This window comes from Streptomyces sp. CNX435, assembly GCF_059570575.1.
The window spans coordinates 57,720-83,866 of sequence record NZ_JCANTA010000020.1 but is presented as its reverse complement, the minus strand read 5'-3'; the positions used below and the strand labels follow the sequence as shown (position 1 = coordinate 83,866).

General features: G+C 71.4%; 22 protein-coding genes and 1 pseudogene. 11 read left to right on the top strand and 12 right to left on the bottom strand.

All coding sequences use genetic code 11. The annotated features are described in order from the left end of the window. Positions 1-158: 158 nt before the first annotated feature. The 4 genes from asnB to T328_RS27265 are packed head-to-tail and all read left to right on the top strand — an operon-like array spanning position 159 to position 5,075. The gene (gene asnB / locus T328_RS27280) at positions 159-2,060 is read left to right on the top strand and encodes an asparagine synthase (glutamine-hydrolyzing) (protein ID WP_496498839.1); all 1,902 of its coding nucleotides are present in this window, start codon (positions 159-161) and stop codon (positions 2,058-2,060) included. A gap of 6 nt (positions 2,061-2,066) precedes the next feature. Beyond that, positions 2,067-3,224, top strand: a complete 1,158-nt coding sequence (locus tag T328_RS27275) for a glycosyltransferase (protein ID WP_496498838.1) — start codon at positions 2,067-2,069, stop codon at positions 3,222-3,224. After that, a complete protein-coding gene (locus T328_RS27270) occupies positions 3,200-4,084 on the top strand; it encodes an FkbM family methyltransferase (protein ID WP_496498837.1) in 885 nt (294 codons plus the stop codon). The genes T328_RS27275 and T328_RS27270 overlap by 25 nt, the downstream gene beginning before the upstream one ends. Positions 4,085-4,097: 13 nt before the next feature. Continuing rightward, the gene (locus T328_RS27265) at positions 4,098-5,075 is read left to right on the top strand and encodes an NAD-dependent epimerase/dehydratase family protein (protein ID WP_496498836.1); all 978 of its coding nucleotides are present in this window, start codon (positions 4,098-4,100) and stop codon (positions 5,073-5,075) included. A 132-nt stretch (positions 5,076-5,207) separates the two neighbouring features. Here the strand turns inward: T328_RS27265 and T328_RS27260 are convergent, their stop codons facing one another. From T328_RS27260 to T328_RS27235, 6 genes are read right to left on the bottom strand one after another with little or no spacing between them, the layout of a single operon-like run. Then, complete coding sequence (locus T328_RS27260) at positions 5,208-6,398, bottom strand: glycosyltransferase family 4 protein (protein ID WP_496498835.1); 1,191 nt, start codon at positions 6,396-6,398, stop codon at positions 5,208-5,210. 13 nt (positions 6,399-6,411) lie between these two features. Then, a complete protein-coding gene (locus tag T328_RS27255; protein WP_496498834.1) occupies positions 6,412-7,254 on the bottom strand; it encodes a class I SAM-dependent methyltransferase in 843 nt (280 codons plus the stop codon). A 21-nt stretch (positions 7,255-7,275) separates the two neighbouring features. Further along, the gene (locus T328_RS27250; RefSeq protein WP_496498833.1) at positions 7,276-8,400 is read right to left on the bottom strand and encodes a glycosyltransferase; all 1,125 of its coding nucleotides are present in this window, start codon (positions 8,398-8,400) and stop codon (positions 7,276-7,278) included. A 32-nt stretch (positions 8,401-8,432) separates the two neighbouring features. Next, entirely contained in the window at positions 8,433-9,131 is a 699-nt protein-coding gene (locus T328_RS27245) for a WbqC family protein (RefSeq protein ID WP_496498832.1), read from the bottom strand. Positions 9,132-9,145: 14 nt separating this feature from the next. After that, entirely contained in the window at positions 9,146-9,814 is a 669-nt protein-coding gene (locus T328_RS27240) for a PIG-L deacetylase family protein (protein WP_496498831.1), read from the bottom strand. Positions 9,815-9,826: 12 nt separating this feature from the next. Then, positions 9,827-10,330 carry a GNAT family N-acetyltransferase gene (locus T328_RS27235; RefSeq protein WP_496498830.1) on the bottom strand — a complete coding sequence of 168 codons (504 nt, stop codon included), beginning with the start codon at positions 10,328-10,330 and terminating at the stop codon, positions 9,827-9,829. Between the two features lie 179 nt (positions 10,331-10,509). Here T328_RS27235 and T328_RS27230 point away from each other — a divergent pair, with 179 nt between their 5' ends. Further along, positions 10,510-11,898: an O-antigen ligase family protein gene (locus T328_RS27230; protein WP_496498829.1), complete on the top strand. Its 1,389-nt coding sequence runs from the start codon at positions 10,510-10,512 to the stop codon at positions 11,896-11,898. Here T328_RS27230 and T328_RS27225 read toward each other — a convergent pair. Beyond that, positions 11,825-13,279, bottom strand: coding sequence for a lipopolysaccharide biosynthesis protein (locus T328_RS27225; RefSeq protein ID WP_496498828.1), 1,455 nt, complete (start codon positions 13,277-13,279; stop codon positions 11,825-11,827). The genes T328_RS27230 and T328_RS27225 overlap by 74 nt on opposite strands. A gap of 3 nt (positions 13,280-13,282) precedes the next feature. Further along, positions 13,283-14,566, bottom strand: a complete 1,284-nt coding sequence (locus T328_RS27220; RefSeq protein ID WP_496498827.1) for a nucleotide sugar dehydrogenase — start codon at positions 14,564-14,566, stop codon at positions 13,283-13,285. Positions 14,567-14,784: 218 nt separating this feature from the next. Here T328_RS27220 and T328_RS27215 point away from each other — a divergent pair, with 218 nt between their 5' ends. Together T328_RS27215 and T328_RS27210 are read left to right on the top strand one after the other, a co-directional pair. After that, positions 14,785-15,849, top strand: coding sequence for an NAD-dependent epimerase/dehydratase family protein (locus T328_RS27215; RefSeq protein WP_496498826.1), 1,065 nt, complete (start codon positions 14,785-14,787; stop codon positions 15,847-15,849). Continuing rightward, positions 15,846-16,505, top strand: a pseudogene (locus T328_RS27210) (glycosyltransferase family 4 protein); the annotation flags it as partial. The gene T328_RS27215 and the pseudogene T328_RS27210, both read left to right, overlap by 4 nt. A 316-nt stretch (positions 16,506-16,821) precedes the next feature. Here T328_RS27210 and T328_RS27205 read toward each other — a convergent pair. Both T328_RS27205 and T328_RS27200 read right to left on the bottom strand, forming a co-directional pair. Beyond that, complete coding sequence (locus T328_RS27205) at positions 16,822-17,871, bottom strand: NAD-dependent epimerase/dehydratase family protein (RefSeq protein WP_496498825.1); 1,050 nt, start codon at positions 17,869-17,871, stop codon at positions 16,822-16,824. Further along, entirely contained in the window at positions 17,868-19,058 is a 1,191-nt protein-coding gene (locus tag T328_RS27200) for a glycosyltransferase (RefSeq protein WP_496498824.1), read from the bottom strand. The genes T328_RS27205 and T328_RS27200 overlap by 4 nt, the downstream gene beginning before the upstream one ends. A 136-nt stretch (positions 19,059-19,194) precedes the next feature. On the opposite strand from T328_RS27200, the gene T328_RS27195 reads away from it, so the two are divergent. After that, positions 19,195-19,815: an arsenate reductase/protein-tyrosine-phosphatase family protein gene (locus T328_RS27195; RefSeq protein WP_496498823.1), complete on the top strand. Its 621-nt coding sequence runs from the start codon at positions 19,195-19,197 to the stop codon at positions 19,813-19,815. Here the strand turns inward: T328_RS27195 and T328_RS27190 are convergent. Both T328_RS27190 and T328_RS27185 read right to left on the bottom strand, forming a co-directional pair. Beyond that, complete coding sequence (locus tag T328_RS27190; protein WP_496498822.1) at positions 19,797-21,614, bottom strand: DUF4012 domain-containing protein; 1,818 nt, start codon at positions 21,612-21,614, stop codon at positions 19,797-19,799. The genes T328_RS27195 and T328_RS27190 overlap by 19 nt on opposite strands. Before the next feature lie 64 nt (positions 21,615-21,678). Continuing rightward, on the bottom strand, positions 21,679-22,230 hold the full coding sequence (locus tag T328_RS27185; RefSeq protein ID WP_496498821.1) for a hypothetical protein: 552 nt from the start codon (positions 22,228-22,230) through the stop codon (positions 21,679-21,681). Between the two features lie 225 nt (positions 22,231-22,455). Between T328_RS27185 and T328_RS27180 the strand changes: the two genes are divergently transcribed. The 3 genes from T328_RS27180 to T328_RS27170 all read left to right on the top strand — a co-directional run bounded on the left by T328_RS27180 (position 22,456) and on the right by T328_RS27170 (position 26,144). Continuing rightward, positions 22,456-23,913, top strand: coding sequence for a tyrosine-protein kinase domain-containing protein (locus tag T328_RS27180; RefSeq protein ID WP_496498820.1), 1,458 nt, complete (start codon positions 22,456-22,458; stop codon positions 23,911-23,913). 242 nt (positions 23,914-24,155) lie between these two features. Further along, a complete protein-coding gene (locus tag T328_RS27175; protein WP_496498819.1) occupies positions 24,156-25,184 on the top strand; it encodes a DUF6421 family protein in 1,029 nt (342 codons plus the stop codon). Positions 25,185-25,310: 126 nt separating this feature from the next. Then, positions 25,311-26,144, top strand: a complete 834-nt coding sequence (locus T328_RS27170; RefSeq protein ID WP_496498818.1) for a DUF6202 family protein — start codon at positions 25,311-25,313, stop codon at positions 26,142-26,144. Positions 26,145-26,147 lie beyond the last annotated feature (3 nt).

The window sequence follows — 26,147 nt, the reverse complement described above, 5'->3', positions numbered from 1 at the left end:
CCGCGTGATCCTCATACCGCCGCACTATCGCCGGTGACACGGGACAACGTGCCAGCTCCATCCATTTTTTCACTCGAAAGCCTTGTTTAAGCCATAAGTAGCTATCATAAATGAATTTTTAGGACATGCTCCCTGCGGTACTTGCGAAGGGACGTTTGATGTGCGGAATCGCAGGCGCGGTCTCGGCCGAGGGCGTCGATCCGCTTCTCAGCCGCCGGATGTGCCGGGTCATCGATCACCGCGGCCCGGACGGGGAGGGCTTCCACGACGAGCCGCATGCCAGCCTGGGCATGCGCCGCCTGGCTGTCATCGACATCGCCACCGGTGACCAGCCTGTCTACAACGAGGGCGGCAGCGTCGTGGCCGTCTTCAACGGCGAGGTGTACAACTTCGCCGAGCTGCGGGCGGAACTCGAGGGCAGAGGCCACCGGTTCACTACCCGCACCGACTCCGAGTGCCTGGTCCACCTCTACGAGCGGTACGGCGAGAACCTGGTGCGCCACCTGCGCGGCATGTTCGCCTTCGCCGTCTGGGACAGCCGCCGGTGCCGCCTCGTGCTCGGCCGCGACCGGTTCGGCAAGAAGCCGCTGTACTACCGCACCGACGGCAAGGGCCTGCGGTTCGCCTCCGAACTCAAGTCGCTCACACAGGACGCCGAGATGCCCCGCCGGCCGGACCTGGTGGCCCTCCACCACTACCTGACCTTCGGGTACATTCCCGCCCCCTGGTCGATCTACCAGGGCGTCAGCAAGCTACCCCCGGGCCACGTACTGATCTGGCAGGACGGCACCGCGGTGCTGCGCCGCTACTGGCGGCTGGACTTCACTCCCCGACCCGCGACGGACGAGCACGAGGAAGCCGACCGGCTGCGCGCGTTGCTGCTGGAGGCCACCCGCATGCGCATGGTCAGCGATCGTCCGCTCGGCGCCTTCCTGTCCGGCGGCATCGACTCGTCCGCCGTGGTGGCGGCGATGGCGATGCTGTCGCCCGGCCGCGTCAAGACCTTCAGCGTCGGGTCCGCCGAGCCATCCTTCGACGAGCGCGGTTACGCCCGCGCGCTGGCCCGCCGCTACCACACCGACCACCACGAAGTGGTCCTCACCCCTTCGGTGGGCGAGTTCCTGCCCTCGCTCGCCTGGCACTTCGATGAGCCGTTCGCCGACTCCTCGGCGCTGCCCACCCTCTGCCTGGCGCGCATGAGCGGCAAGCACGTCACCGTGGTGCTCACCGGGGACGGCGGCGACGAGATGTTCGGCGGGTACCGGCGCTACGCGCTGATGCGCCGGGCCGGCCGGCTGGCCCTCCCGCGTCCGGCGGGGGCCTGCCTGGGCCGTCTCGGCGACGGCCTGGCGGCACACAGCAGGCCCCGGTCCCGGCCGCGCGACGTGGCCCGGGTGCTCCAGCTGCTGGCCCACCCCGTCAACCGCCGCTACGGGCGCATCGTGTCCTGCTTCACCGCCGAGCAGAAGAGGGCGCTGTACACCGACGCCCTGCGCGGCCAGATCGCCGTGGACAGCGAAGGGCTGCTCGCCGAGGCGTGGCGTTCCTCCACGGCAACGGGCACCGTCGGGCGGCTGATGGAGGTGGACATCCACACCTACCTGCCCGGCGATCTGCTGACGAAGGTGGACCTCGCCACCATGGCCCATGCGCTGGAGGCCCGCTCGCCGCTGCTCGACCACCACCTGGCGGAGTGGGCGGCGGCACTCCCCGACGAGCTGCGGGTGCGCGGCGGCCAGACCAAGTACCTGCTGCGCAAAGCGGTCGAGCCGTGGCTGCCAGCCCCCCTCCTGCACCGGCGCAAGGCCGGCTTCGGGGTGCCGCTGGCCGACTGGCTGCGCGGTGAACTGCGGGACTTCACCCACGACCTGCTCACGGACGCGACATCGGTGTCCCGGGGCCTGTTCCGCCCCCAGGCGGTGCGCGCACTGCTACGCGAGCACCAGGCAGGCCACGACCACGCCGACCGCATCTGGGCACTCACCCAGCTGGAACAGTGGCATCGCCACTTCGGCCCAGACCAGGCCCTCCCGTCCGACAGACCGCTGTGTCAGGGGTGAGCCGGAATGGTGCGGGTCTGCGAGGTCATCAAGACGCTCGACGTGGGCGGCGCGGAGGTGCTGCTGACCGAGCGGCTCAGCCTCGCCCCACGGGACGGCCTGTCGTACACCGTGGTGTGCCTGCGCACCCGCACCCGCGGGCTGACCGACGAGCTGCGTGACGCGGGCGTGCCGGTGGTCGCCCTGTCCCCAGCGCGGGGTTCCGCCCCCTACCTGCGTCTGGCGTCGACGGTGCGACGGCTGCGGCCGCACGTGGTCAACATCCACTCACCTCTGCCGGCCAGCCTGCTGCGGCCCTGCGTCCGGCTGCTGCCGCACCGGCCCCGGCTGGTGTCGACCATGCACAGCGTCCACCTGCGGTGGCCCACCGCCCTCCTCAACCGGTTGACGATCGGTCTGGACGACGTCACGGTGGCCGTCTCCCCGCTCGTGACGGGCGCCCCCACCACCCGCGGCGCCCGGCACCTCGTCAGCAGAGTGCACGGAGTCAACCTCGCCGAGCAGCGGCACTGGGCGCAACGGGCGGCAGCCACCCGCGCGGAATTCGGCGTGCCGGACGGGGCGTTCGCCGTGGTCTGCGTCGCCAACTTCACCTGGATCAAGAACCACTCACTGCTGGTGAGAGCCGCCGACCGGGTGGTGCGCCGGCGACCCGACACCGTGTTCCTCCTGGCCGGCGAGGGCGAACTGCGCACCGCGGTCGCCCGCGACATCGCGCGGCGCGGGCTGGGCGAGCGGGTCCGCATCCTCGGCCAGGTGGCGAACGCCAGACGGCTCGCGGCCTGTGCCGACCTGGTGGTCCTCAGCTCACACCACGAGGCTCTGCCCGTGGTGATCATGGAGGCGCTCGCCGCGGGCGTGCCGGCGGTGTGCACCGCCGTGGGCGGCGTGCCCGACCTGGTGCGCCACGGGCACAACGGCATCCTCACCGAGCCGGAGTCGGCCGAGGCCCTGGCCGCCGGGATTCTCGAGGCGATGAGCCCGGACACCCACCGCAGGCTGCGGGCGGGGGCCCGTGAGAACGCCGCCGTGGTCGACATGGCCTCGACCGCCGTGTGGTTCGAGGACCTCTACAGGGAGTTGGCCGCCGGCCGCCCACGCGCGTCCCCACCCGTCCAGCCAGGAAACGGAGCCGGCAGATGCCCACCACCGTCCAGGGCATGATCAGGATGATCTGGAACCACCCCGCCAACCGCGGGCGCCGGGTCCGCGCCCTGGCCGCCATGACCGGATGGCAGGCGTACAAGCGGCTCATCGGGCGGCCGTTCGACCTGAGCGTGTACGGCGGCATGCCGTTCCGCGCGTACCGGGACAGCTCCCAGGTGGGCCGGTTCCTCTACTTCGGCGGGCTGCCGGACTACGAGGAGATGACCTTCATGGCGCGCTTCCTCCGCCCGGGCGACGGCTTCATCGACGGTGGCGCCAACGAGGGCATGTTCACCCTGCTGGCGGCCAAGCTCGTGGGCCCCACCGGGGCGGTGCACGCCTTCGAGGCGGTCCCGGCCTACCTGGACCGCCTCCGGGACAACGTCCGGGCGAGCCAACTGGACTGGGTCACCGTCCACGACGTGGCGATCGGCGCGGAGCCGGGCCGGGTGCCGTTCGTACTGAACGGCGTCGGCTCCCGCATCCGGAGCGAGGCCGACGAGGCCACCGGGCCGGAGGTGAGCGTCCGGCGCCTCGACGACGTGCTGCCCGAGCGGCCGTTCGCCATGGGAAAGCTCGACGTGGAGGGCGCCGAGCACCAGGCCCTCCTCGGCGCCACCCGGCTGATGACGCGTGGGCAGCCGGCGGTGTGGATGGTCGAGTTCGTGGACCGGTTCCTCGGCCGCTACGGATCCTCCCGCGCGCGGCTCCTCGGATGGCTCGACGACCAGGGCTACGACCTGGCGCTCTACGACCCGGACCGCAACGAGCTGACGCCGGCATCCCGCGCGCCCGCTCAAGGACCCGACGTGCTGGCCGTCTCGCGGCACCGCATGGACTGGGTGCGGGATCGACTCCAGGTGGGGGCAAGGCAATGAAAGGAACATAGTGATGAGCACAACAAGCCCCGCGCGTCGCATCGAACGCGCGGTCGTCACCGGCGCCGCCGGCTTCATCGGATCCCACTTGGTGGATGCCCTGCTGCGGCGGGGGGTCACCGTCCTCGGCATCGACCGGCGCTCCCCCCAGACCAACGACGCGGCGGCGCGGAACCTCCGCGACGCACTCGGTGAGCCCGCCTTCCGGCTGGCCTCCGGCGACCTGGTCACCGACGGGCTGAAGCGGTGGCTGGAGGGCGCGGACGCCGTCTTCCATCTCGCCGGCCTTCCCGGTGTCCGGCCGTCGTGGGGAGACGCCTTCCGCGACTACCTGGCCTGCAACGTGCTGGCCACGCAGCGGCTGATGGAATCCGCCCAGTCGCTCGGCGTACCCCGCCTGGTCCTCGCCTCCTCCTCCAGCGTCTACGGCGACACGGCCGGTACCGGCCCGCTGCGCGAGGATGGCATCACGGCCCCGAGTTCGCCGTACGGCGTCACCAAGCTTGCCGCGGAGCGGCTCGCGCTCGCTTACGCGCTGGCGCCGGGGAGCCCGACCAGCGTGGTCGCGCTGCGCTACTTCACCGTCTACGGTCCCCGGCAGCGGCCGGACATGGCCATCGGGCGCATGCTCAGCGCGGTGCTCACAGGGCAGCCGCTGGTGCTGTACGGGGACGGGCGACAGCGCCGGGACTTCACCTTCGTCACCGACGCCGTCGAGGCGACCATCGCGGCCGCCGTCGCGCCCGCCACCGCCGAGGCGGTCAATGTCGGCGGCGGAGACAGTGTGACGGTGCGCCAGGTTCTGCGGCACGTCGCCGACGTCACCGGAAAGGAGGTCCCTGTGACGGCCGACGAGGAGCAGGCGGGTGACGTGCGCACCACCGCCGCCGACCTCTCCAAGGCCCGCACGCTCCTCGCCTACCGGCCCTCGGTAGCCCTGCGAGAGGGCGTCGAACGCCAATGGGCCTGGCTGTCCTCCCGGACCGCGTAGAGGAGTCAGGACCATGCGGGTCTTTCTCGACGTCGGGGCACACTACGGCGAGTCGCCCGGACATCGCGCTGGATCCCCGGTCGCGGCAGGGCCGCGCCCGCCGACCCAACCGGCGCGCGCGGTGTCCGGCCCTCACAGCAGGTCGTGGAGCATAGCGGCGACGCGCTGGGGGGAGAACTCGCACTCCGCTCGGGCCCGCAGCCGCCGTCCCAGTGCCCGCCGCTCCGCCGGGGCGGCGGACGCCACGGCGCACACGTGGCCCACGAGCGCGTCGAGGTCGCCGACCGGCGCCACGTACGGGTAGCCGGCGCCGACGACGTCGGCGGATCCGCCGGCGTCCGTCGTCACCACGGGGGTGGCGGAGGCCATGGCCTCCAGCAGCACGCGCGGAAAACCTTCCTCGTAGCTGGGCATGACCACGCAGTCGGCCGCCGTGTACAACTCGGGCAGGTCCCGATTGGGCACCGCCCCCAGCAGCGACATCCGCCCCCCCAGCGCGGGGTCGGCGGCCTGCCGCGCCAGCCGGGCACGCTCGGGCCCGTCCCCGGCCACGACGAGGCGGACACGGACCCCGGATGCGGATTCGGCCGCAGACGTGTCCACCTGGTCCTCGACGGCCGAACTGACGGCGGCGAGCAGCGGGGCCAGGAGCCGAACGCCCTTCCGGTACGACAGCCGGTGGACGAAGAGCAGGACGAACTCGGCCTCGCCCCACCCCAGCCGGGCGCGGGCCCTCGCCCGTTCCCCCTCATCCAGCGGCGCGAACCGCTGCGCGTCCACGTCGTTGTACAGCAGCCTCATCCGGTGAGGCGGTACCCCCCAGAGCCCGGCCATGAGGGGGACCATCGTCTCCGGACCGGTCACCAGGCAGTGCACCAGCCGTGCCGTCACCCGGTTGACGACGTCGTGGGCCCGGTCCCCGAGGGTCTTGCGCTGCTCCGGCCCCCGCACGTCGGGCAGGCCGCTGCGCCACAGCAGGATGCGGTGGCGGTAGAGCGGGCGGGTAAGAATGAGGATGATCACGAACAGGGTGGAGTAGCGCAGGAAGTAGGTGCGATAGCCCGCGCGGGCGCAGCGGTGGATCGTGAGAGCCGTGCCCAGCGCCCGGCCGAGCCGGCCCCGGCCGGGGACGCGCAGCAGCAGGCGCACCCCGGGCAGCCGGGTGGGGGGTGCGCCCCGTTCGACGGCTGCCACGACGTCGATCCGCTCGCCGAGCGCGGCGAGCAGTGCCGGGATGTGCGCGAAGTGCTCGGACTCGGTCTCGGACAGGTGGGGCACGACGTAGACCAGCCGGGGACGCGCCTCCTGCTGAGTCCTGGGCATCCGTCCCATCGGCCTAGCCCACCGGCTGTGGGTTCTCGGCACGCGGCTGCGGCGCCGCGGCCAGGCGCACCGCACCGCTGATCTTCCTGGAGTCGAAGAGGAACGCGGGGCGTTGGCTCTTGGCCGCGCAGAAGTCGGTGAACGCCCTGCTGCAGTTCACGTCGTCGCTCGCGAGCACCCCGCCCGGGGTCATCCGGGGCCATGCCTCGCCATATTCGAACAACTGCGGCAGGTACATGTGGTCGCTGTCGTGGAAGAACAGGTCGATCTCCCCGATGCGTGCCAGCGCCTGTCTCAGTGAGGTCTCGGGTGACGCGGTGCTGAGGATCTTCAGCTGCCACCGGGGGTGGTGGGCCACCAGGCGGCCGGCGGTGGCGTTGACGTCGAAGCTGTGCAGCACGCCTGCCCCGTTGCGTTCCAGGGCGGCGAGCAGCAGCCAGGAGGAGCGGCCGTCGGCGACCCCGGTCTCCACAACGCATCCCGGCCGAAGGAGCCTGCCGAGACCGTAGAGCGCGGCGCTGGTCTCGGCCTCGACGCCGTGGGTCCTCGGGTAGTACAGCTCCGTTTCGGCGTAGCGGGCAGCCAGGTGCCCGGCGACCTCCCGGTACTCGCCGAGCACCTCGGCGACCTGACTCGGCTGCCATCCCAGGCTCGCTAGGAACTCGGCCGCCGACGTGGCCAGCTCGCCGCCGGAGCGAGTGAAGTCCGCGATGCCCGGCGGGGTACACCGGCGGATGCCCGCCCCCAGAGCGCGCATCGCCAGATGCCCGCTCAGCACCGAGGCGACCGGCCTCACGCCCGCCTGCCTGACCCATCGGCGGAGCATCTCCGCCCGCCTCGCATTGTTATGGCTCATGTTCTGGTGTTTCCCTCCGTGTCAGTCTGAAGTGGACGGCGCAGCGGCCACGGAACGGAAGAGAGTGGCCAGCATGGCGATGTTGGTCTCGAAGCCGTACGTCGCGAGGGCGCGGCGACGCACCGCCTCCAGCTGCCCGGCGCTGTACGGAGATCCGAGGACGCGGCGCACGCCCGCCGCGATGTCCGCCGGCTCGGGGTCGACCAGGGTCACGCTCTCCCAGCCCTCGGTGGCCGCCGGGATGCCGCCGACCGAGGTGGCGATGACGGGAACGCCGGAGGCCGCGGCCTCCATCAGCGTGCGCGGCATTCCCTCGTCCCGCGAGGAGATGACGAAGAGGTCCGCGCCGGCCATCTCCTCGCGCACCTCCGCCACGCCCTGCGCGCCGAGGAACGCCACATGGCCGCCGAGCCCCAGGTGGTGGGCCTGCTGCGCGAGGGCGCCCCGGAGCGGCCCGTCCCCCACGATGCGCAGCCGCAGGCCGGGCAGTGTCGCGACGAGTTCGGCGACAGCGGCGAGCAGCAGGTCGTACCCCTTCGACGGGTGAAGCCGGCCCACCGCCAGCAGCCGGGGAGCGGAGGGATCTGCCAGCGGCGGCCGGGCGCGCGGCAGGGGTTGCTCCCAGTCGGGAAGCAGCCGGGAGGGGATCAGGACGGAAGAGATGCCGCGTCGCCGCAGCGCGTCGGCGATCGACCGGGCGACGACGCGGCGGGCGGTGCTGCGCCGGGCGAACACCACGACGGCCCGGCGCAGCACCGCCCGGCGCCGGCGTCCCAGCGAAGCGACGGGCAGCCCGAGGTAGTCGCCGTGCACGTCCATCAGCCAGGGACGCCTGACGCGGCGCGAGACCAGCCACGCGGCAAGCCACCCCCACGGCTCGGCGCCGTTGAGCACCACGACCTCTCCCTGGCGGGCGGCGGCGCGCGCGAGCCGCGTGCCGGTCGCGACCGCCCCGGCCACCCATGCCAGCGAGCGCATGCCGGGCCGGCGCGGCCGCCTGACGACGTGCAGCGATCCGCGCCGCAAATCCAGCGGCGGGCCCGCCCAGACGCAGTGTGCCCGGCCGAGCTGCTCGCCCAGCGCCTCCCAGGTGCTGAAGTCCTTGGAGACGGTGACGTTCGGCTGCCGGGCGGCGGAGAACGTCACGACCGTGAGCCTGTGCGGAGGATGCTGGGCGGTCATGAGGGGCTGAGCCTGTAGTGGGACAGCAGCGGGGGCAGTTCGGGCGGTTCCAGCCGCGCCCAGGCGTCGACCGCCGAGAGGCAGGGGACGAACGGCGCGTCGCCCTGGTCGTACGCGGGGTGGCCGAAGTCGAAGAATCTCACGGTGATGCCCTGCTCGGCAAAGGCCGGCAGGTCCAGGTACTCCCGTCCGGAGGGACCCGAGAGGTACTCGTCGGCGCCCACCTCCCGGCACAGGTTGACCAGCAGCTCGCTTCGGGTCCCGGGCACCCGGAGCCCGGAGGCGCGCACGCGGGGGACCGTGACGCCGAACTGGCCGAGCAGCCAGTCGGCGAGGCCGAGGTTGAGGTCGGCCAGGTGGCCGCCGACGGGTGCCGCGTCGAGCAGCTCCAGCACAGGGCTCATGCGCCTCGCCCCCGGGGTGACGGCGAGCGCCTGCGTCAGCCGTCCCCGGTAGCGCCGCCGCCAGTGCGGCACCTCGTAGATCCGCACCTCGTGGATGGGGGTGCCGAGGGGTGCGGACACGGGAACGGTCAGCCAGGTGGGACGCCCGTCCAGCAGGACCCGGTTGCGGTTCTGGACGTAGTTCTTCCGGTACGGGACCGAGTCGAGCACGATCCACAGATCACAGGCGGCCACCTTGGCGAGGAGGCCGAGCCATGGCAGGTGCTCGGGCTGATGGATGGTGACCCTCACGATGCTGCCCCCCGTCACATCAGGGCTTCCATGCGGGAGATCTCGAATGCCTCGCCGTACCGGGCGCCCATCTCGTAGCCCCGGTAGCGGGAGCGGGCCTCGACGCCCTCGATCCACTTCTCCCCGCCGTACTTCTCGTACTCCGACCGGTGCTGGCGCAACGCCCGGAGCTTCAGCTCGACGGTGCCGTCGATATTGACGTACAGCTGGGGCCGGAAGCCGACGTAGCTACGCCCGGCGGGCGTGATCGGCTCGTACATGACGATGGAGTTGTAGTACCTGCCGGCGGCGAGGGTGGCGAGCGCTGTGTTGGCGTGGGACCGGTGCGTGTCGAACGGCCAGTGGGTGAAGACCAGGGTGGGTCTGAAGTCGTCGACGACCTCGTTGATGGCCTCCACCACGGTCGAGTGGTTCTCCACGTCCTTGGCCGGGAACTCCAGGATGTCGAGCTGCTTCACGCCCAGAGTCATGGCGGCCTCTTTCCCCTCCGCCACCGCCACGCCGGCCTCGCGGCAGCGGCTTCCGTCGTACGCGGTGTAGGCGGAGGTGCTCATCACCAGGAAGCGCACCAGCGCCCCGGCCTGGACCAGGCGGGCGGCGGTGCCCGCGGCCGCGAGCTCGATGTCGTCGAGGTGGGCCCCTACGAAGAGGCTCCGCTCGAATGCCGGGTTACTGCAGACCATCGTGGTGTCCTCTCACCGTTCTGCCGACGTCCTGGCGGCACGGGCCGGGCCCGGGCGCGCCAGCGCGGACTTCCCGGCCGGTGTGCTGCCGGTAACGCGGAATCCCGCGCGTTCGTAGAGCGAGAGCGCCGGTTTGTTGCGGGGGTCGCAGACGACGGTCACGGTCCCGGGGACCTCGGCGAGGAAGTGGTCGAGCAGCTGGGAGGCGGTGCCGGTGCCCCGGTGGCCCGGGTCGGTGGCCAACCGGTGGATGTGCGCCCCGTGCTGCTGCCGGGAGGCGATGAGGAAACCGACCGGCCCGCCCCGAACCACGGCGACGAGGCTCAGCTCTCGCTTGCCGGGCAGCGCGCGGGTGAAGTTCTCCGCCCGCCACGGCTCGTCGTCGTAGTGGCTGCTTGCCTGGTGGGCCCGTCGTTCCATCTCGACGAGCGCGGGAATGAGATGGTCCGCCACGTGCTCCAGCCGCAGCACCCGCCGCCGTGGGGGGGGCGCGGCCGGTTCCGCACTGCCGTCCATACAGACTCCCGGAGTCGAGCTGTCGCCCTCTGTCATCAGAGTGACATGGCATGGAGCCATATGGGTGATGATGCGTCAAATTCACCTGAAAGAAGTATCTAATCCGCTTGCGGGCCCTTCCGTGCACGCTTCGCGGCAGACTGAGCGCGGTCGTCGTCGGATGCGCAGGGGGAGGAACCGTGCGACATCGTGTGATGCGGAGCCCGTCCCGGGATGGCGTCCTGCCGCTGGCAGGCGTGGCGGCCGGCCTGCTCCTGCTCACGTACGGCATCGCCGCGCACGGTGATCTGGTCTCCGGTCTGCTGGCGTCGCCGGAGTCCGAGGCGGCCCGGGCGGGGGGTGACGCGGGGTGGGGGGTGGTTCCCCTGGTCGGGGCGGTCGCGGTCGCCGCGGCTCTGCTGCTGCCGCCCGGTGTGCTGCTGGCGGCGGCCGTCGTGATGGTCCACGGGCTGGGCACCACCGCGCTCATGTCCCCGGTGGTGGGGCCGCTGCTCGCCAGCGACCTGTTGCTGCTGATGTATCTGGTGCGCGTGCCGGCGCTCTCACGCCAGGAGGGTCAGGGAGCGGCGCGCCGGCTCGTCGGCCCGTCCCTGGTGCTCTTCCTGGCCTGGTCACTCCTGGCCACGGCCATCGCCGGGGCGTCGGCGACACCCCTGCTGCGGATCGCTGTCTACGCAGCGGCGTTCATGGCACTGTCGCGTCGCGGTGGCACCGAGCGGCGGGTGGTCTACGGCGTGGTCCTCTGCTACGCCCTGGTCAACCTCGCCGGCGGCGTGCTTCAGGGGCAGGCCCGCCTGGTAGGCCTGGACATCGGCGATCCGGCGCAGACCGGAATGCTGCTGCTGGCCGCGCTGTGTCCCCTGCTCAGCGGCGAACTCCGTTTCACCGGCCGCTGGGTGGTCGCCGCGGCTCTGCTGGGCGGGATCCTGCTGACGCAGACCCGCGGCGTGTGGTTCGCCGCCGCCGTCATGCTCGTCGTCTGGCGGATGCCGAGGCCGTCGCCGGTCCGGCTCGTCGCCGTCCTCCTGGGCATGACGGTGCTGGGGTTCGGGATCGTCGACTCGGTGTCCCAGCGGTTCGGCCTCAACGCGGACAGCGTCGGATACCGGGTACACAGCATCGGCAACGGGATTCGCGACGGCATGGCCAACCCCGTCTTCGGGAGCGGCTGGGGGGAGGTCTCGTCCATGGAGTACCTCAGGGAGCACCTGTCGGACACTCCCGAGGAGGTCCTGCCCTACAACCTGTTCATCAGCGTCTTCGCCTTCACAGGAGTCCCGGGCCTGCTGCTGCTGACCCTGTTTCTGGTCGCGCTGCTGGGCTCACTGCGCGCCGCCCGCAGCGACGCCCCCCTGCTGTTCACGGTCGCCGTGCTCGCCATGTCCCTCTCCGAGATGACGTTCTTCGCCGGTTCCATGCTGACGCTGCTGTTCTTCGTCTACGCCGGCCTGGCTCTTGGCCGGGCGGACGACGCGCCGTGCGGTAACGGGCCGCTCAAGGAGGGGAATCCCCCGTCGACCGGTCGCGGCTCGGCTCCGCCGGGCCACGCGGCGGGGGCATCGCCCTGACGAGAGACCGCAGAGCGGCGAACCAGCCGGCGGTGCTGAAGACCACCAGGCACAGCGAGCCCCAGGCGAAGGCGGCGGTCACAGCCGAGGCGCCGGACCAGCTCCGGACCGCGACGACCAGCACACCCAGCAGACCCAGGCCCTCGGCTGTCACAAACACCAGCCGGACACCGGGGCGGCCCAGTGCCGACGGCAGCACCTTCCCCCACACGACCGCGCCCCGCAGCGCGGCCGCGGCCAGCAGCACCACGGCGGGCGTGGCCAATGCCGCGTACGCCGGGCCGTAAACGAGACCGAGCACCGGACCGCACAGGGGGACCGCGACCACCACGCCGGCTCCGCCCACGGCGGACGTCACCGCGCTGGCGCGGAGCGCGTCACGCATCACCGCCGCGGGGCGCCCACCGGCGCGTGCCCGCGCCAGGCGCGGGTGAAGCTGCGCGGACACAGGGTTGACAACGCTGGCGAGGAGGCGGCCGGGCGCGGCGACGACCTTGAGGTACGTCACGAGGGTTGGCCCGCCGAGCAGCCCGGCCAGGAGCGAGACGCCGTTCTCGGCGGCCACGGCCACCGACGCGGTCACCGAACTCTTCATCACGAAGGGGACCAGGCCCGCGGGCAGCCGGGCGTCGTCCCCTTCATCACCTCTCCTGTCGGCTCCGCCACCGACTCCGCCGCGAGGAACCCCACAGGCCCGGCGCATGTGGCGGCAGGCGTCGGCGGTGAGCAGCACCGTGGCCGCCAGGCTCGAGACCGCGCCTGCTGCCAGGTAGCCGGCCGGCCCGGCGGCCAGCAGAGCCAGCAGCGTCACCGCGCACCCGGCCAGGGCCAGCGCCACGCGTATCCGGCCGAGCCGGGACAGCCGGTCGGCGAGGGCGTAGCCGGCCGACGCACTGCCCGAGGGGGTGGCCGTGCCCGCGGCCACCACCGCCAGCACCAGGAACGTTCCCTGCTCGTCGGGAAGCCGTCCGGAAGCGGCGCCGGCGATCACGATCGCCACGCCGACGACCGTGGCCACCGCGCCCGTCGCGATGTCCACCCGCAGCAACCGGTGGTAGAGCCTGGTACCCCGGCCACGGCCCCCCCGTTGCGCGGCGGGCACGAAGTGCTGCATGGCGTCCTCCATGCGCGGGTCACACACCAGAAACCAGACCGTCGCCAGGGACTGCGCGAAGAACACCTGCCCCGCCTCCGCCGGACCGGCGACCCGGACCAGCACGGCGGTGGTGACGAACGACAGCACGGACTCGGCCTGGCCGGCGGCGCTGAGCGAGGCGAATGCGGCGAGGTGGCACCGGCGTGGCAGCCACGGGCGCGGGATGCCGGCGACTCGCGCCCGCGAGGGCCGTACCGGAGCGGTGCCCGATGATCCGCCGGGCACGTCCTACAGCACCTCGACGTGCTCACCGCGGCGGCACCGGTTGCGCGTGTCGAACACATACGCCCCGGCCCGCTCGACGAGCGCGTAGTCGAAGGCGTCGTGGTCGGTGGCGACCACCACCACGTCGGCCGCGCGGAGTTCGTCCTCGGTCAGCTCGACGCGGGTGATGTCCTGAGGCAGCAGCGCAAGGTCGGTGTGCGGTTCCGCGGCGACCACCCGGGCGCCGAGCCCGACCAGGGACCGTGCCAGCGCGAGGGCCGGCGACTCGCGGATGTCGCCGGTGTTCTTCTTGTAGGCCAGGCCCAGTTGCAGGACGCGGGAGCCGTTGACCGGCTTGCCGCGCGCGTTCAGTCCCCGGCTGATCCGTGCCACGACGTGGTCGGGCATGGCGCCGTTGATCTCGTTTGCCAACTGGACGGTCCTGACCTCCCGTTGCAGCAGGCGCCTGACCTGCCAGGACAGGTAGCAGGGATCGATCGGCAGGCAGTGCCCACCCACGCCGGGGCCGGGGCGGAAGGGCATGAATCCGAACGGCTTGGTCGCGGCGGCCTCGATGGCCTCCCAGATGTCGGCGTCCAGCGATCTGGAGACCATGGCCAGCTCGTTGACCAGTGCGATGTTGACGTGCCGGAAGGTGTTCTCCAGCAGCTTGCACAGCTCGGCGGTGCGGCAGGAGCCCACGGGCACGGTGCGCTCCACGAGGCGGCTGTAGAAGCGCTCGATGCTGCGCAGCGAGGCGGCATCGATACCGGCGACCACCTTGGGGGTGTTCTCCAGGCGCCAGCGGGAGTTGCCGGGGTCGATCCGTTCGGGGCTGTAGCCGAGGTGGAAGTCGGGGCCGGCCTGCAGGCCGCTGCCGTCCTCCAGCAGCCGCCGCAGCAGGCACTCCGTGGTGCCCGGGTAGGTGGTCGACTCCAGGATCACGGTGGCGCCCGGCGTGATGTGGGGCGCCAGGTTCAGGCCCGCGCGCTGGACGTGGCGTAAGTCGGGGACGCCATCGCGTAGCGGCGTCGGCACGCTGATCGTGCATACGTCGAAGTCGGCGGCCTTGTCGTGGTCGGTCGTCGGATGGTAGTGGCCGGTGGCGAGCGCGGCCGCCAGCCTGGCGTCGCTGACATCTTCGACGTACGAATCACCGGACTCCAGGTGCTTGACCCGCAGCGGGTCGGTGTCGAGCCCGATGACGGTGAATCCGCATTCCACGGCGCGTACGGCCAGGGGAAGTCCGACATATCCCTGCCCGACGACCACCAGCTGCTGCCGCCTGCCCTGCCTGCCGCTATACACAACAACCCACCCTCCGAAAATACTATAATGCCACCAGTCCCCGCGTGATTTCCTTGGATTGTATGCGCGCGAGATGGCCCAACTACTCGGCCGGGAACCGAGGTTCACTCTTACTAAGGAACCGGGTGCATTTCCGAAAATGCCGAGGGGTCATCTCTCCGCCAGATGCGACAATTGGGTGACTCGACAATTCCCCAAGAGGGCGGAGTGGCAGCTATATGAATTACCGCACGACGTACCTGGTCACGGGCGGGGCCGGCTTCATCGGCTCTCATCTCGTCGATGCCCTGCTGGCGGCGGGCAGGCGGGTGGTGGTACTCGACAACCTCTCCACCGGGCGCGCGGAGAACTTAGCGGCGGCCATGGAGCACGGCGGATTCCGGTTCGTTCGCGGCTCCGTGCTCGACGCCCCGCTGGTGGACACGCTGACACAAGAATGTGACGCCGTGGTGCACCTTGCCGCGGCCGTCGGGGTCAAGCTGATCATCGAACAGACGCTGACGTCGTTCGTCACGAACATCCGAGGCACCGAGACCGTCATCGACGCGGCGCATCGCCACGGCTGCGGGGTTCTGGTGGCGAGCACGTCGGAGGTCTACGGCAAGAACTCACACGGCGCGCTCGACGAGATGGCCGATCGCATCCTTGGCAGCCCGTCGGTTGCCCGGTGGTCGTACAGCACCGCGAAGGCCGTGGACGAGGTACTCGCCAACCTCTACCACCGTGAGCGGGGTCTGAAGACCACCATCGTCCGGTTCTTCAACGTCGTCGGCCCCCGGCAGAGCCCGGCCTACGGCATGGTCGTCCCGCGTTTCGCCCGCCAGGCGGTAGCCGGCGAGCCCCTGACCGTCCACGGCACCGGCCGGCAGCGGCGCTGCTTCCTGCACGTTGCCGACGCGGTGGCGGCGCTGCTGCTCCTGCTGGACAACCCGGCGGCGGACGGGGAGACGTTCAACATCGGAGGTGAGGAGGAAATCGCCGTCGGTCAGCTCGCCGAACGGGTGATCGCCAAGGCCGGGAGCGCGTCAGCGGTGCGACAGCTTTCCTACGGCGAGGCGTACGGGCCGGGCTTCGAGGATATGGAACGCAGACTGCCGGACACCACGAAGCTGCGCGAGCTGACCGGATGGCAGCCCCGGCACTCCCTGGACGAGGTGATGGCGGACGCCCTCGCTGAGGCACGAGAGCAGCAGGGCAGCACCGAACCGGCGGATGCGCCGGGTGTCCCCGGCCGGCGAAGTCCGGCCACTCCCACGGCCCCGGTCGCGGAGGGCGGAAGATGAGCGCCTCGCTCGCCGCGGCGACCGCCGGCGCCGCCCTGTTGGGCGTGGTGCTGATGACGGAGCCGCTGCGGCGCCTCGCTCTCCGCCATCACCTGACCGACCGCCCCGGCATCCGGAAAGCGCACGCCGCGCCGACGCCGTACCTCGGCGGCGTCGCGGTCGCAGTGGCCACGCTCACCATCGGTGCCGGCACCGCGCTCGCCGGCGGCCTGCTCGACCCGTCACTGGGGGTCCTCCTCGGCGCCGCCGCGGCCGTGGCCGTGCTCGGCCTCGTCGACGACGTGCGCCCGCTCAGCCCCCGTCTGCGGCTGGGCGTCGAAATACCCGCGGCGGCGGTGGTGGTGGCGGCGGGTGGCGGCCCCGAGCTCACCGGTTGGGGCGGGATCGACGCGGCCCTGGCCGTGGCGTGGATCGTTTTCACCACCAATGCCGTCAACCTGCTGGACAACACGGACGGCGCGGCCGCGTCGCTGTGCGCGATCAGCGGCGGATTCCTCTGCGGGACCGCGCTGTCCGGGGGCGAAGAGGGGCTCGTGATCGTGACCTCCGCCCTGGCCGGAGCGTGCCTGGGATTCCTCGGTCACAACTGGCATCCGGCGCGGATATTCCTCGGTGACGCGGGCTCCCTCTTCCTCGGCTTCACCCTGTCCTCGGCCGCTGTCGTGCTCCACGGCGGCGGCGACGGCGCGACCGGGCTCCTCGGCGTGTGGCTGGCCACCCTGATCGCCACCGTGGACACCGTCCTTGTCATGCTCTCCCGCCGCATGGCGGGACAACCGCTGCTACGGGGCGGCACCGACCACGCCGCCCACCGGCTGCGCCGCGTGGGTCTGACGGTGCCGCGGGCCGTGCTGCTCCTGTGCGGGGTCGCGACGCTTGGCTGTCTCACCGCGCTGGTGCTGACCGGCGTGCCGCCGGTCATCGCGCTCAGCGGCGCCGCCATGGCCGCCGCCACCATCGTCGGCTTGCTGATCATGCTTCCGGCGGTGGGCCCGCTGGTTCCCGGTCGGGCGGACCGTCGGGTGCCGCCGCAGCGCCCGCGCCGGCCGCTCCGTAGCCAGCGACCGAGGCTCTCGGATCAGGCACGTACCCGGGGAGCCCGCGGAACCACCGAACCGTCTCCATCAGCCCCGTGTCCAAAGGCTCGGGAGTGACGTCGGGGAACAGTCGCCGCAGCAGGCCGCCGGCCGCCTGGGAGTCGCGAACGTCGCCCGCACGGGCCGCCTCGTACCGGATCTCCCGGGGCGGCGACCCGACGACGACGGCGAGCTGTTCGACGAGTTGACGGAGCGACACGCGACTGCCGAAGGCGAGGTTCACCGGCCCGGGGCAACTGACCGAGTGTTCCACCGCGTCCGCCAGCACACGGACGACGGTGCCGACGTACGTGAAGTCTCGCGTCTGCAGGCCATCACCGAAGATGGTCACCGGCCGCCCGCGCAGCATGGCGTCGACGAACGCCGGGATGACGGCGGCATAGGCGTGTGCCGGGGGCTGCAGCGGGCCGTAGACGTTGAAGAAACGCAGCACGAGCACCGGCAGACCGTACGCCGCCCCGTAGGCGAGTGTGTACGCCTCGGTGGCGACCTTGCTGGCGGCGTACGGGCTGAGCGGGAGCGTGGGCAGCGCCTCGTGTTTCGGCAACTCCGCGGAGTCCCCGTAAACGGACGAGGACGAGGCGGCCACGACGTGAACGCCGCGGCGGCGGCACGCCTCCAGCACACGCACCGTGCCCGTGGCATTGGCCTCGTGGCTGGCGACGGGATCGGCCAGGGAGCGGGGCACGGAAGGGCGGGCGGCCAGATGGACGACCACGTCCGCCGAGGAGATCACGTCGTCGAGCAGGCGGGCATCCAGGACGCTGCCGTCGACGAACTCGGCGGCGACCCCGTCCAGGTTCGCCGCCGAGCCGGTGCTGAGGTCATCCAGGACGGTGACGTGATGGTCGGTCCGGCCCGCGGTGAGCCGGCGGCAGAGGTTCGCTCCGATGAATCCTGCTCCGCCGGTGACAACAACGTTCACGTGCGTTCACCCTCTCCTTCTGCTGCGGTCGTGTCTGCTGCGGCGTCGTCCGCCACGGACGGCGGCCACCAGCCGCGCGCCACGGCGATCTCGGCGTACAGGCGGTCGGTGTCGGCGATCAGGCGTCCCGCTCCGAACCGGCGCATGGTCCAGGCGCGGGCCCGCTGACCCATGTCGCGGCGGAGCCCGGGGTCCTTGAGGAGCCGCACGGTATGACGGGCGAGCTCCGCGACGTCCGGCGCGGCCAGCAGCCCGGTTTCGCCGCTCCGCACCACCTCGGCCACGCTGCCCACGTCGGTGGCGACCACGGCGACGCCGGCCTGGCCCGCCTCGATGAGGCTGACGGGCATGCCCTCGTTGTCGGAGGTGAGCAGCACCAGGTCCGCCGCCGCGTACACCGTCTCGACGTCGGCGCGCCACCCCAGCGGCTGGAGCAGATCCTCCGTGCCGGCCTGGCCGGCCAGCGCGCCCGCGAGGTCGCCCTCGCCGCACACCACGAAACGGGCGGCGGGTACGGCCCGCCGCACCTCGCGGGCGACGGCCACGAACCGGTCGGGCCGCTTGATCCGTGTCACGCGGCCGACATACGCGACGACAGGGCTGTCCGGCGGCAGGCCGAGTCGCCGCCGGGCGTCCGCACGCGGCGGGGGCGCGGGCAGCGCGGTCCCCGGCGGCACGACCGCGTACTGCTCCGGCCGTCCGATCCCGGCGGCGATCAGGTCGTCCCGCACCCGCACGCCGACGGCCACCAGCCGGTCGGTGTGCCGGGCCAGCCGCCGCTCCACGTGGACGACCATGCCGGTGACGCGGGGCGAGAAGTATCCGTGCAGCAGGTGGCCGTGATAGGTGTGCACGCGGGCGGGCACCCGCGCCAGGACTGCGGCGACGCGGCCCAGGGCGCCTGCCTTCGCGGTGTGCGTGTGGACGATGTGCGGCCGGAACCGGCGCATCGCGGCGGTGAGTTCCCGCACCGCACGCAGATCGTCGCCCGGCCGGACCGCCCGGCCCAGCGCGGCCACTCGCCAGACCGGCACGTCGGGGGCGCGGCTGTCGATATGGTCGGCCTCGCCGGGGCCGACCGGTCCGGCGAACAACCGCTGCTCGAAGCGAGCCGGGTCGAGACCACGCAGCATGGCGGTGACCTGGACGGCCGGACCACCGACGTTCATGCGGGCGATGACCCGCATCACGCGAAGACGACCAGCATCCGATTGTGGTGCTGCCGTGGTACTCAGCATGTTCCAAGATAAACGCACCAAAGCAGAGAATCACGCATTCTTCCTTGATATATCCTTCCAATTGATTAATTGGCATACTGGCGCTATGTCAGAACCATTCCGCATCTGCGTCCTCATGGTGTGCACCGGCAACCTGTATCGCTCACCGCTTGCGGCGGGGCTGCTCAGACAGCTGCTGGCCGGTCCCGGCCGGGTGCCCATCGGAGTGACCAGCGCGGGTACGGCGGCGGATCCCGGCACGCCGGTGCCACCGGCGGTGACGGCGATCCTCCGGTCCCGGGGCGGAGATCTCGCGGAGCCGGTCGCACGGCGGTTGACCACCGAGCTGGTCGAGCATGCTGACCTGGTGCTGGGCGCCGCTGTCGAGCATCGCGAGGCCGCGGTGCGGCTTGCCCCGGCGCGTGCACTACGCCGGGCCTTCACGCTGCGGGAGTTCGCCCTGCTGCTGCGAGAGGAGGACGCGGCGGGGATCGCGGACCCGGCCGACCGGCTCAGGGCGCTTGTCCAGGCCGCAGCCGCCCGGCGCGGAAGCGTCCGCGCCGCGGGCGGCGAGGAGGACGTGGCGGACCCGATCGGTTCGGACGGGTCGGTGTTGCGGGCGTGTGCGACGCGGATCGAGGAGGCGGTGGAGCGGATCGCCCGTGCCGTGCTGAGCGGTGCAGGCGACGGTGACCGGCGGCTGTCCGGTCACTCGCAGTCCGGATAGGGGTCCACCGTGACCGGCATCGGGGTGACCAGTGGCTGACGCAGCAGCACCGGCGCCCGGTCACCCTCCTCGCCCACCGGCTCCTCCAGGTGGAGCGTGAGGACCCGGGTGGACTGTGCGGGCAGTTCGGCATCCATGGTGAGGACCGGGTGGCCGCGTTCGACACCGCTGTGCACGGTGATCGGGCGGCCGTCCAGTTCGGCCCCGGTGAGAAACGCGCCCGAGGAGGCGTAGTAGGACACCAGCAGCCGGTTGTCACCTGGCCGGGTGGGGTAGTGGGGGTCGTCGCCGCGCTGTGTGACGTAGGCAGGGAGTCCTGCCCCGGGGGCGTTGTTGCTCAGGGTGATTTTCACGGTGACGGTACGGCCCAGGGCGGTGCAGCGTCCGGGCGTCCAGCGCAACCGTCTCTCCAGGTAGTAGTCGAGTTTGCCGCCGGCGGCGTTGTTGACGACGAGACCCGCGAACGGTCCGGGGTCCTCAGGCAGGATCCCGCTCACGGACCTGGTCTCCAGGCGCCGTTGTTCGTCCCGGAGCGCGCTCCACACCTTCAGGCGCTCCTCCCCGAGCACGTCGGCCCCCGCTTCGAGCAGTGCGGGCACCCGCTCACCGTCGTCGAGCGCACCGGTCAGGGCCGCGGCGGCGGTGCGCGCCACGTCGAGGAGGAAGGTCTGGCGCTCCGCGTCGTCCTGGAAGCGGTCGTAGGCGGTCCGCAGGACGAGATCGCGCGCGGTGCCGCCGGTGAGCGCTGTGCCGTCGGGCAGCCGGGCCGGGCCCGTCGCCTCGAGCAGGCGCCCCAGGCCGGTGGGGTCGAGCGCGATGACGCCGTCCACCCGCTGGCCGCTGTGCTTCTGCCACGTGGCCGCCCAGATGCGGGCGGCGTTGGGGAAGTGCGGGCTGAGGTTGGAGTTCGCCCACACCCGGGTAGGGGCGCCGGCGGCGTACTGGGTCTCGAATTCGGCACCGAGCTCGATGTCGGGTCGGCTGTCCGACAGCTCGGAGCCCGTGCCGAAGTGCTCGAAACGCAAGGCGCCGTGGTCGGCCGTGAACACGGCGAAGGCCCCCGCCATTCCGCCGGTGCCCCGGGATTCGGCGGTGTTCTGGAAGACCATGAAATACCGGCGCGGACCGTCGTCGCCCAGCATGGGCGGAAGGAGGCGGGCCGCCAGGGCGGCGTCGTCGGTCGCGGTGGCGAGGCGGTCGACCTGGCGGACCAACTCGTCACGCGCATCGGCGGTGGGCAGCCAGGTATCGCGCGGCAGCCCCTCCACGGCAGCCCGCACCTCCTCGGTGGCCTGCGCCGCCCGTTCCAGGTCCCCGGCCGCATGCCGAAGCCTGGACGACAGGGTGCCAAGGCCGCCGCCGTCACGGGTCTCGCCCTCCACATCGGAGACGAGCCGCATCAGCGGGGGCAGCACGTCCCGCGTCAGCCGGTCGGCCGCGTACGCCGCGCCACGCACCGTCTCGGCGGGATCGCCGAGGACCGGCAGTGCGTCGGCGAGGAACCAGGCAGGCCCCGAAGTGAGACCACGCGCCCGCGTGGCGTGCTCGGCTGCGGCGCTCAGCGCCGTCCGGGACTTGCCGGGGTTGGCGACGGCCGACTGCCGCGCCGTCTCCAGTTCGCGCTGCGCGGCGAGGAGTTCGCTGCGGGCCAGCAGCCCGGTGACCAGGAGCCAGCCGGCGCCGACCAGCAGCAGACCGGCACAGCCCAGCAGCAGATGCCGGGCCCGGAACCGCCTGCGGTCCCGGGCCCGGCGTGGTGGCGACAGCCGGCTTCGCCAGGGGCGGGGCCTGCTGATCACCACCCTGAGGCGCAAGGGCAGGCGCGTCAGTCGACGTGAGGCCATCGCGTCGCCGAGCCGACGGTCACCGGTTCCCGTTCCTCAGCCGCCGGGTCCCCAGCCACGCTCCGCCACCGAGGGCGACCAAGGCCGCAGCGCCACCCACGTGGCGCGGCCCGATGTCGGCGCCGGCCTTCGCGGGGCGCTGCTCTTCCTGCTCACTTGACTCCCCGGCAAGGGAAGACACGCGCGGGAAGACGAACACGAACGCCGACGCCGTGAGGTTGGGATTCTGCCCCTTGAGCTGAAGTTCATGGAAACCCAGGCCGGTCGACCAGGGAATCGTGACGCTTCCGGACACCCTGCCGAGCGCGTCGGCCTGGAAGGTGCCCAGCGGCGGGTTCGGCCGGTCCCTCAGCACGGCGACCACCTGCTGGTTGGGGTTGAAGTCCCTCGCTGTGAACTGCACCGGGTTACCGGCGACTACGAAGACGGGGCTGACTCTGAGGCTCGGCGGCGGCGGGGGCGGGTAGGTCTGCGCATGCGCGACCTCTGGACCCGTCAGCAGTGCCGTGAAGAGAACGGCAACCGCTGCGAGGGCCGTGAGGGCTGCGCGCCATACGGATCGTCTGAGCATCTCTCAACGCTCCTAGAGCTGTTCGAACTGGCGGCGCCCCCCGGCAGTCTTCGAATCAGATATCCATCCCCTGCCCTTCCGAAGCACCCTCCTAACGGCTCAGCTGGTCGAATCACTCGAAAGGGCTAATGGGGAGCCACCCCCCCTTATGGAAGATATAAGGCATGTGCTCAACTTCCTTCCGATGACGCCCGTGTGTACCGGAGGCGATGGGGGACGAATCCTGTGAAACTGCTTGATCACGTGCCGACCCTGCTCCGCCGATGGCGTGCCATCGTGGTGCTGGGAACGCTGGGCACGGTGCTCGGGGCGCTCGCCACCTCCGCCGCCGTTCCCCAATACCGGGCCACCAGCACCCTCTTCGTGTCGCTCCAGACCACCAAGGACACGGTCACGCTGAACGAAGGCAACAGCTTCGCCCAGGCGCGCGTCCGTTCCTACGCGGAGGCGGTGTCGAGCCCTCGGGTGACAGAGCCGGTCGTGGAGGCGCTGGACCTCGACATGACGCCCGCACAGTTGGGGGACATCATCAACACCGAGGTACCACTCGACACGGTGCTGCTCAGGATCAGCGTCACCGACACCAAGCCGTCGCGCACCGCCCGGATCAGCAATGCGGTCGCCGACCGGTTCACCGAGGTCATCCCCGAGATCGAACGGCCAGTGGGGGCCGAGTCGTCACCGGTGCGGCTGAGCGTCATCGAGCCCGCTGCCGTGCCCACGGCTCCCGCTTCCCCCAGCCTCATGCTCAATCTGTCGCTGGGACTGGTGGGAGGGCTGGCTCTCGGCGTCGGCCTCGCCGTCGCGCGGGAGTCACGCGACTCGTCGGTGCGCAGCCGCCGTGACCTGACCGACTCCCTCAGCACAACCCTGCCCGAAGGCGGCGTGCCCCCGGTGCTTGGCAGCATCCCGTATGACGCACGGCACTCGGAGCATCCCGTCGCCAGCCAGGAGAACGCCTTCGGCCCCCGTGCAGAGGCATTCCGGCGGCTGCGCACCACCCTGCGATTCCTGGACGTGGACCGGACGCCAAAGATCATCGCAGTTTCCAGCGCACTACCCGGCGAGGGGAAGAGCAGCATCGCGGTCAACCTCGCTGCGGCGCTCTCCGAACTCGGCGCCTCCGTGTGCCTCGTCGATGCCGACCTGCGACGCCCCTGCCTGGCGCGCAGGCTCGGCCTGGTCCAGGACGCGGGGCTCACCACCGTGATGATCGGCCAGGCGACCACGAGCGAAGTGCTGCAGTCCACGGATTCCTTCTCCGTCCTGACCAGCGGGGTGATCCCCCCCAACCCAGCGGAGATGCTGGCTTCCGCCCAGTACCGGGCGGTGGTACGCGACCTCGCTGAGAGCTTCGACCACGTGATCGTGGATACCCCACCGGTGCTCCCGCTGTCCGACGTTCCCGCGATGGCACCGGCGCTGGACGGCTACCTGCTGGTGGTCCGCTACGGGCGGACACGTCGCGGTCAGCTCGCCGACGCCGTCCGCGCACTCCGGGGCACCCCCACCGCGGTGCTCGGCAGCATCCTCAACATGGCGCCTTCGAAGGGCGAAAGCGAGTACTACGGCTACGGATACACCGCCTCACGGAGAGCGCAGCGACGTCTCCCCATCCCCCTCCGCCTCCTGGGCAGACTGCGGCAGCGCCGCTCGGTGGACGACGCGGTTGGCGCCTCATAGGGCCCGGGAGCGGCTGCGGGAGGTTGCGGAGGCGCCGGCGGCGGGGCTGCGCACGACCCTAGCCACGGTCTTGACACGGAGTTAGGATCCCCTGATCGACTCGCGATTCCGCGACTCCGCTCGTTCACCTGAATCCTGCTCCGGGCCGGAGGCATTGGATGGATCCGCTGAACTCACTGTGCGCAGAGACCGATGAAATCCGCCGGGACCTCGCCGACCGTGCCTTATTCCGGGATCCGGAGATGCTTACCCGACTCGCCCGTCGTATCGAGGAAATGCCGGGACTGTGCCGGGAACCCGCGGTCCGTGCCTTTCTGGACGACATACGCGACTTCACCCCGGGCCGACGGCTCGCAGCTGTCAAGGAACACATCAACACAAGGCGGGACAACCGGCTGTTCTCCCTGTTCGACGCCTCGTACTTCCCCTCGCTGCGGTTGGAGTTCCTGGCGTACGAAACCCTGCCCACGAATCCGCACCTGGCCGATCGGTACGCCAGTAACACGATGCCGGTGAACATCGTCGCCCGCTCTGCGGGATTCGGCGCCCGGCCGGTGGTGGCGCTGTTCCCGGAGAATCACATCGACGGGGTGCAGGAGCCGGACGACCAGATCTTCTATTTCATCGACAAGTTCGTGGAGCGGCATCGCCGAATTACCCGCCGCATGCTGGGGCCTGTCCTTGCGGAAGGCGGTCTGCCACTTGTACAGAAAGCCACGGACGCGGAGATTGAGATGGCCTCGTCCTGGTGGGTGCGACTGCACGAATACCACCACAGGCAGGGCGATATGCCCATTCCGGAGTTCCTCCCGGCGAAGAAGTCGAAGCCGCTGGCCGGGCTGGAGGAGCTGCGCGTCGACGTGTCCGGCATGCTGGCGCTCCTCGGCGACGCCGCGCTGCCGGCGGAACCGGCGCGGTTGACGTACGAGTACATCCTCGCCGAACGGCTGCTGCGCTACGCGGTCGAGGGCATACCCCGCCCCAACTACGACGCCGTCGCCTCGCAGCTTCTCTTCTCCTATCTCACGGAGCACGGCGGGCTGCGGCTTCGGGGCGGCCTGATCCACCTCGACCGGGACCTCCCCCGGGTGCTGGCCGGGTTCCTCGGCGAGATCGAGGCGATCGAGCGCAGGATCCACCAGGAGCCGGTGGCCGCGGTGAAGAAGCGGCTGCTGGAGTTCACCGATGCCTACACGGACTACGACGCCGAGGCCGGCGACTACCGGCACATCCCGTACTTCGCCGCGGTCAAGGCGTCGCTGGGTGTGTAGAGCAAGGGCGCGGACGGGCCCGGCGACCGCGCCGCCGCGCGTCACCGCGCGGCGGCCGAAGGAACGGCGCGACCCGCACGGAACGGAAAAACAGGAGCACATCCCGACGGACACCCTGGAGTGCATGTGACTGTTGCAGCGGAACTGCCCGCCGTCGACCGGAGCCGGCTCGACGACCTGGTGGAGGAGCAGATCGACAAGGCGCAACTGCGCCGGACGGACAACCCGTTCTTCGCCGCCGCGCGCAACGCCGGCGCCGTCACCCCGGAGGCCGGGCTCGACATCGCCGTGTGGTGGCGGGCGATGACCAAGGGCTTCATGTTCACCACGCTGTCCGGGCTGGGCGTGATCGCCCGTTCCTTCGCGGCGGACCGCGACCCGTCCCGTACGCTCCTGGGCGCCCTCCAGACCGTCTACCGCGTCATCGGCGACGACCTGGACAACGCCGCCCCCGAGTTCAGCTCGGTCGCGCCCCGCGGGCCGGCCGGCATCCACTACGTCTGGTGGGACGACACCATCACCGCGCCCCTCGCCGCACGCGTGGGCGAGCCGGAGCGGGCCCGGGCGCAGGAGCTGCCGGGCCCGGTGGCGGAGCTGCTCGCGAACATGGACCGGCTCGCCGTCTCCCCGCACGGCGCCGCCGTGCAGCTGCGCGTCGTGGAGACCATCGCGCTCGACATCGCGGTGGCGTTCCGGCGGATGTACGGGAAGGTGACCGCGGGCGGCGAGAAGGTCTTCACCGAGAAGGAGCAGTTCGCCTGGATCGACGCCCACATCAAGGCGGAGACGGTGCACGCCGCGCAGGTCAGCGATGACGAGACCGGCATGACCACGCTGGTCACGGACGACGCGGAGGCGGCGGAGTTCCTGCGGCTGGTCGAGGAGTACGCCGGCAGCTTCTCGCGCGCGCTGAAGTGCTTCGCACAGCGCCTGGCCGAGCCCGCAACGGCCGGCGCGTAGCCC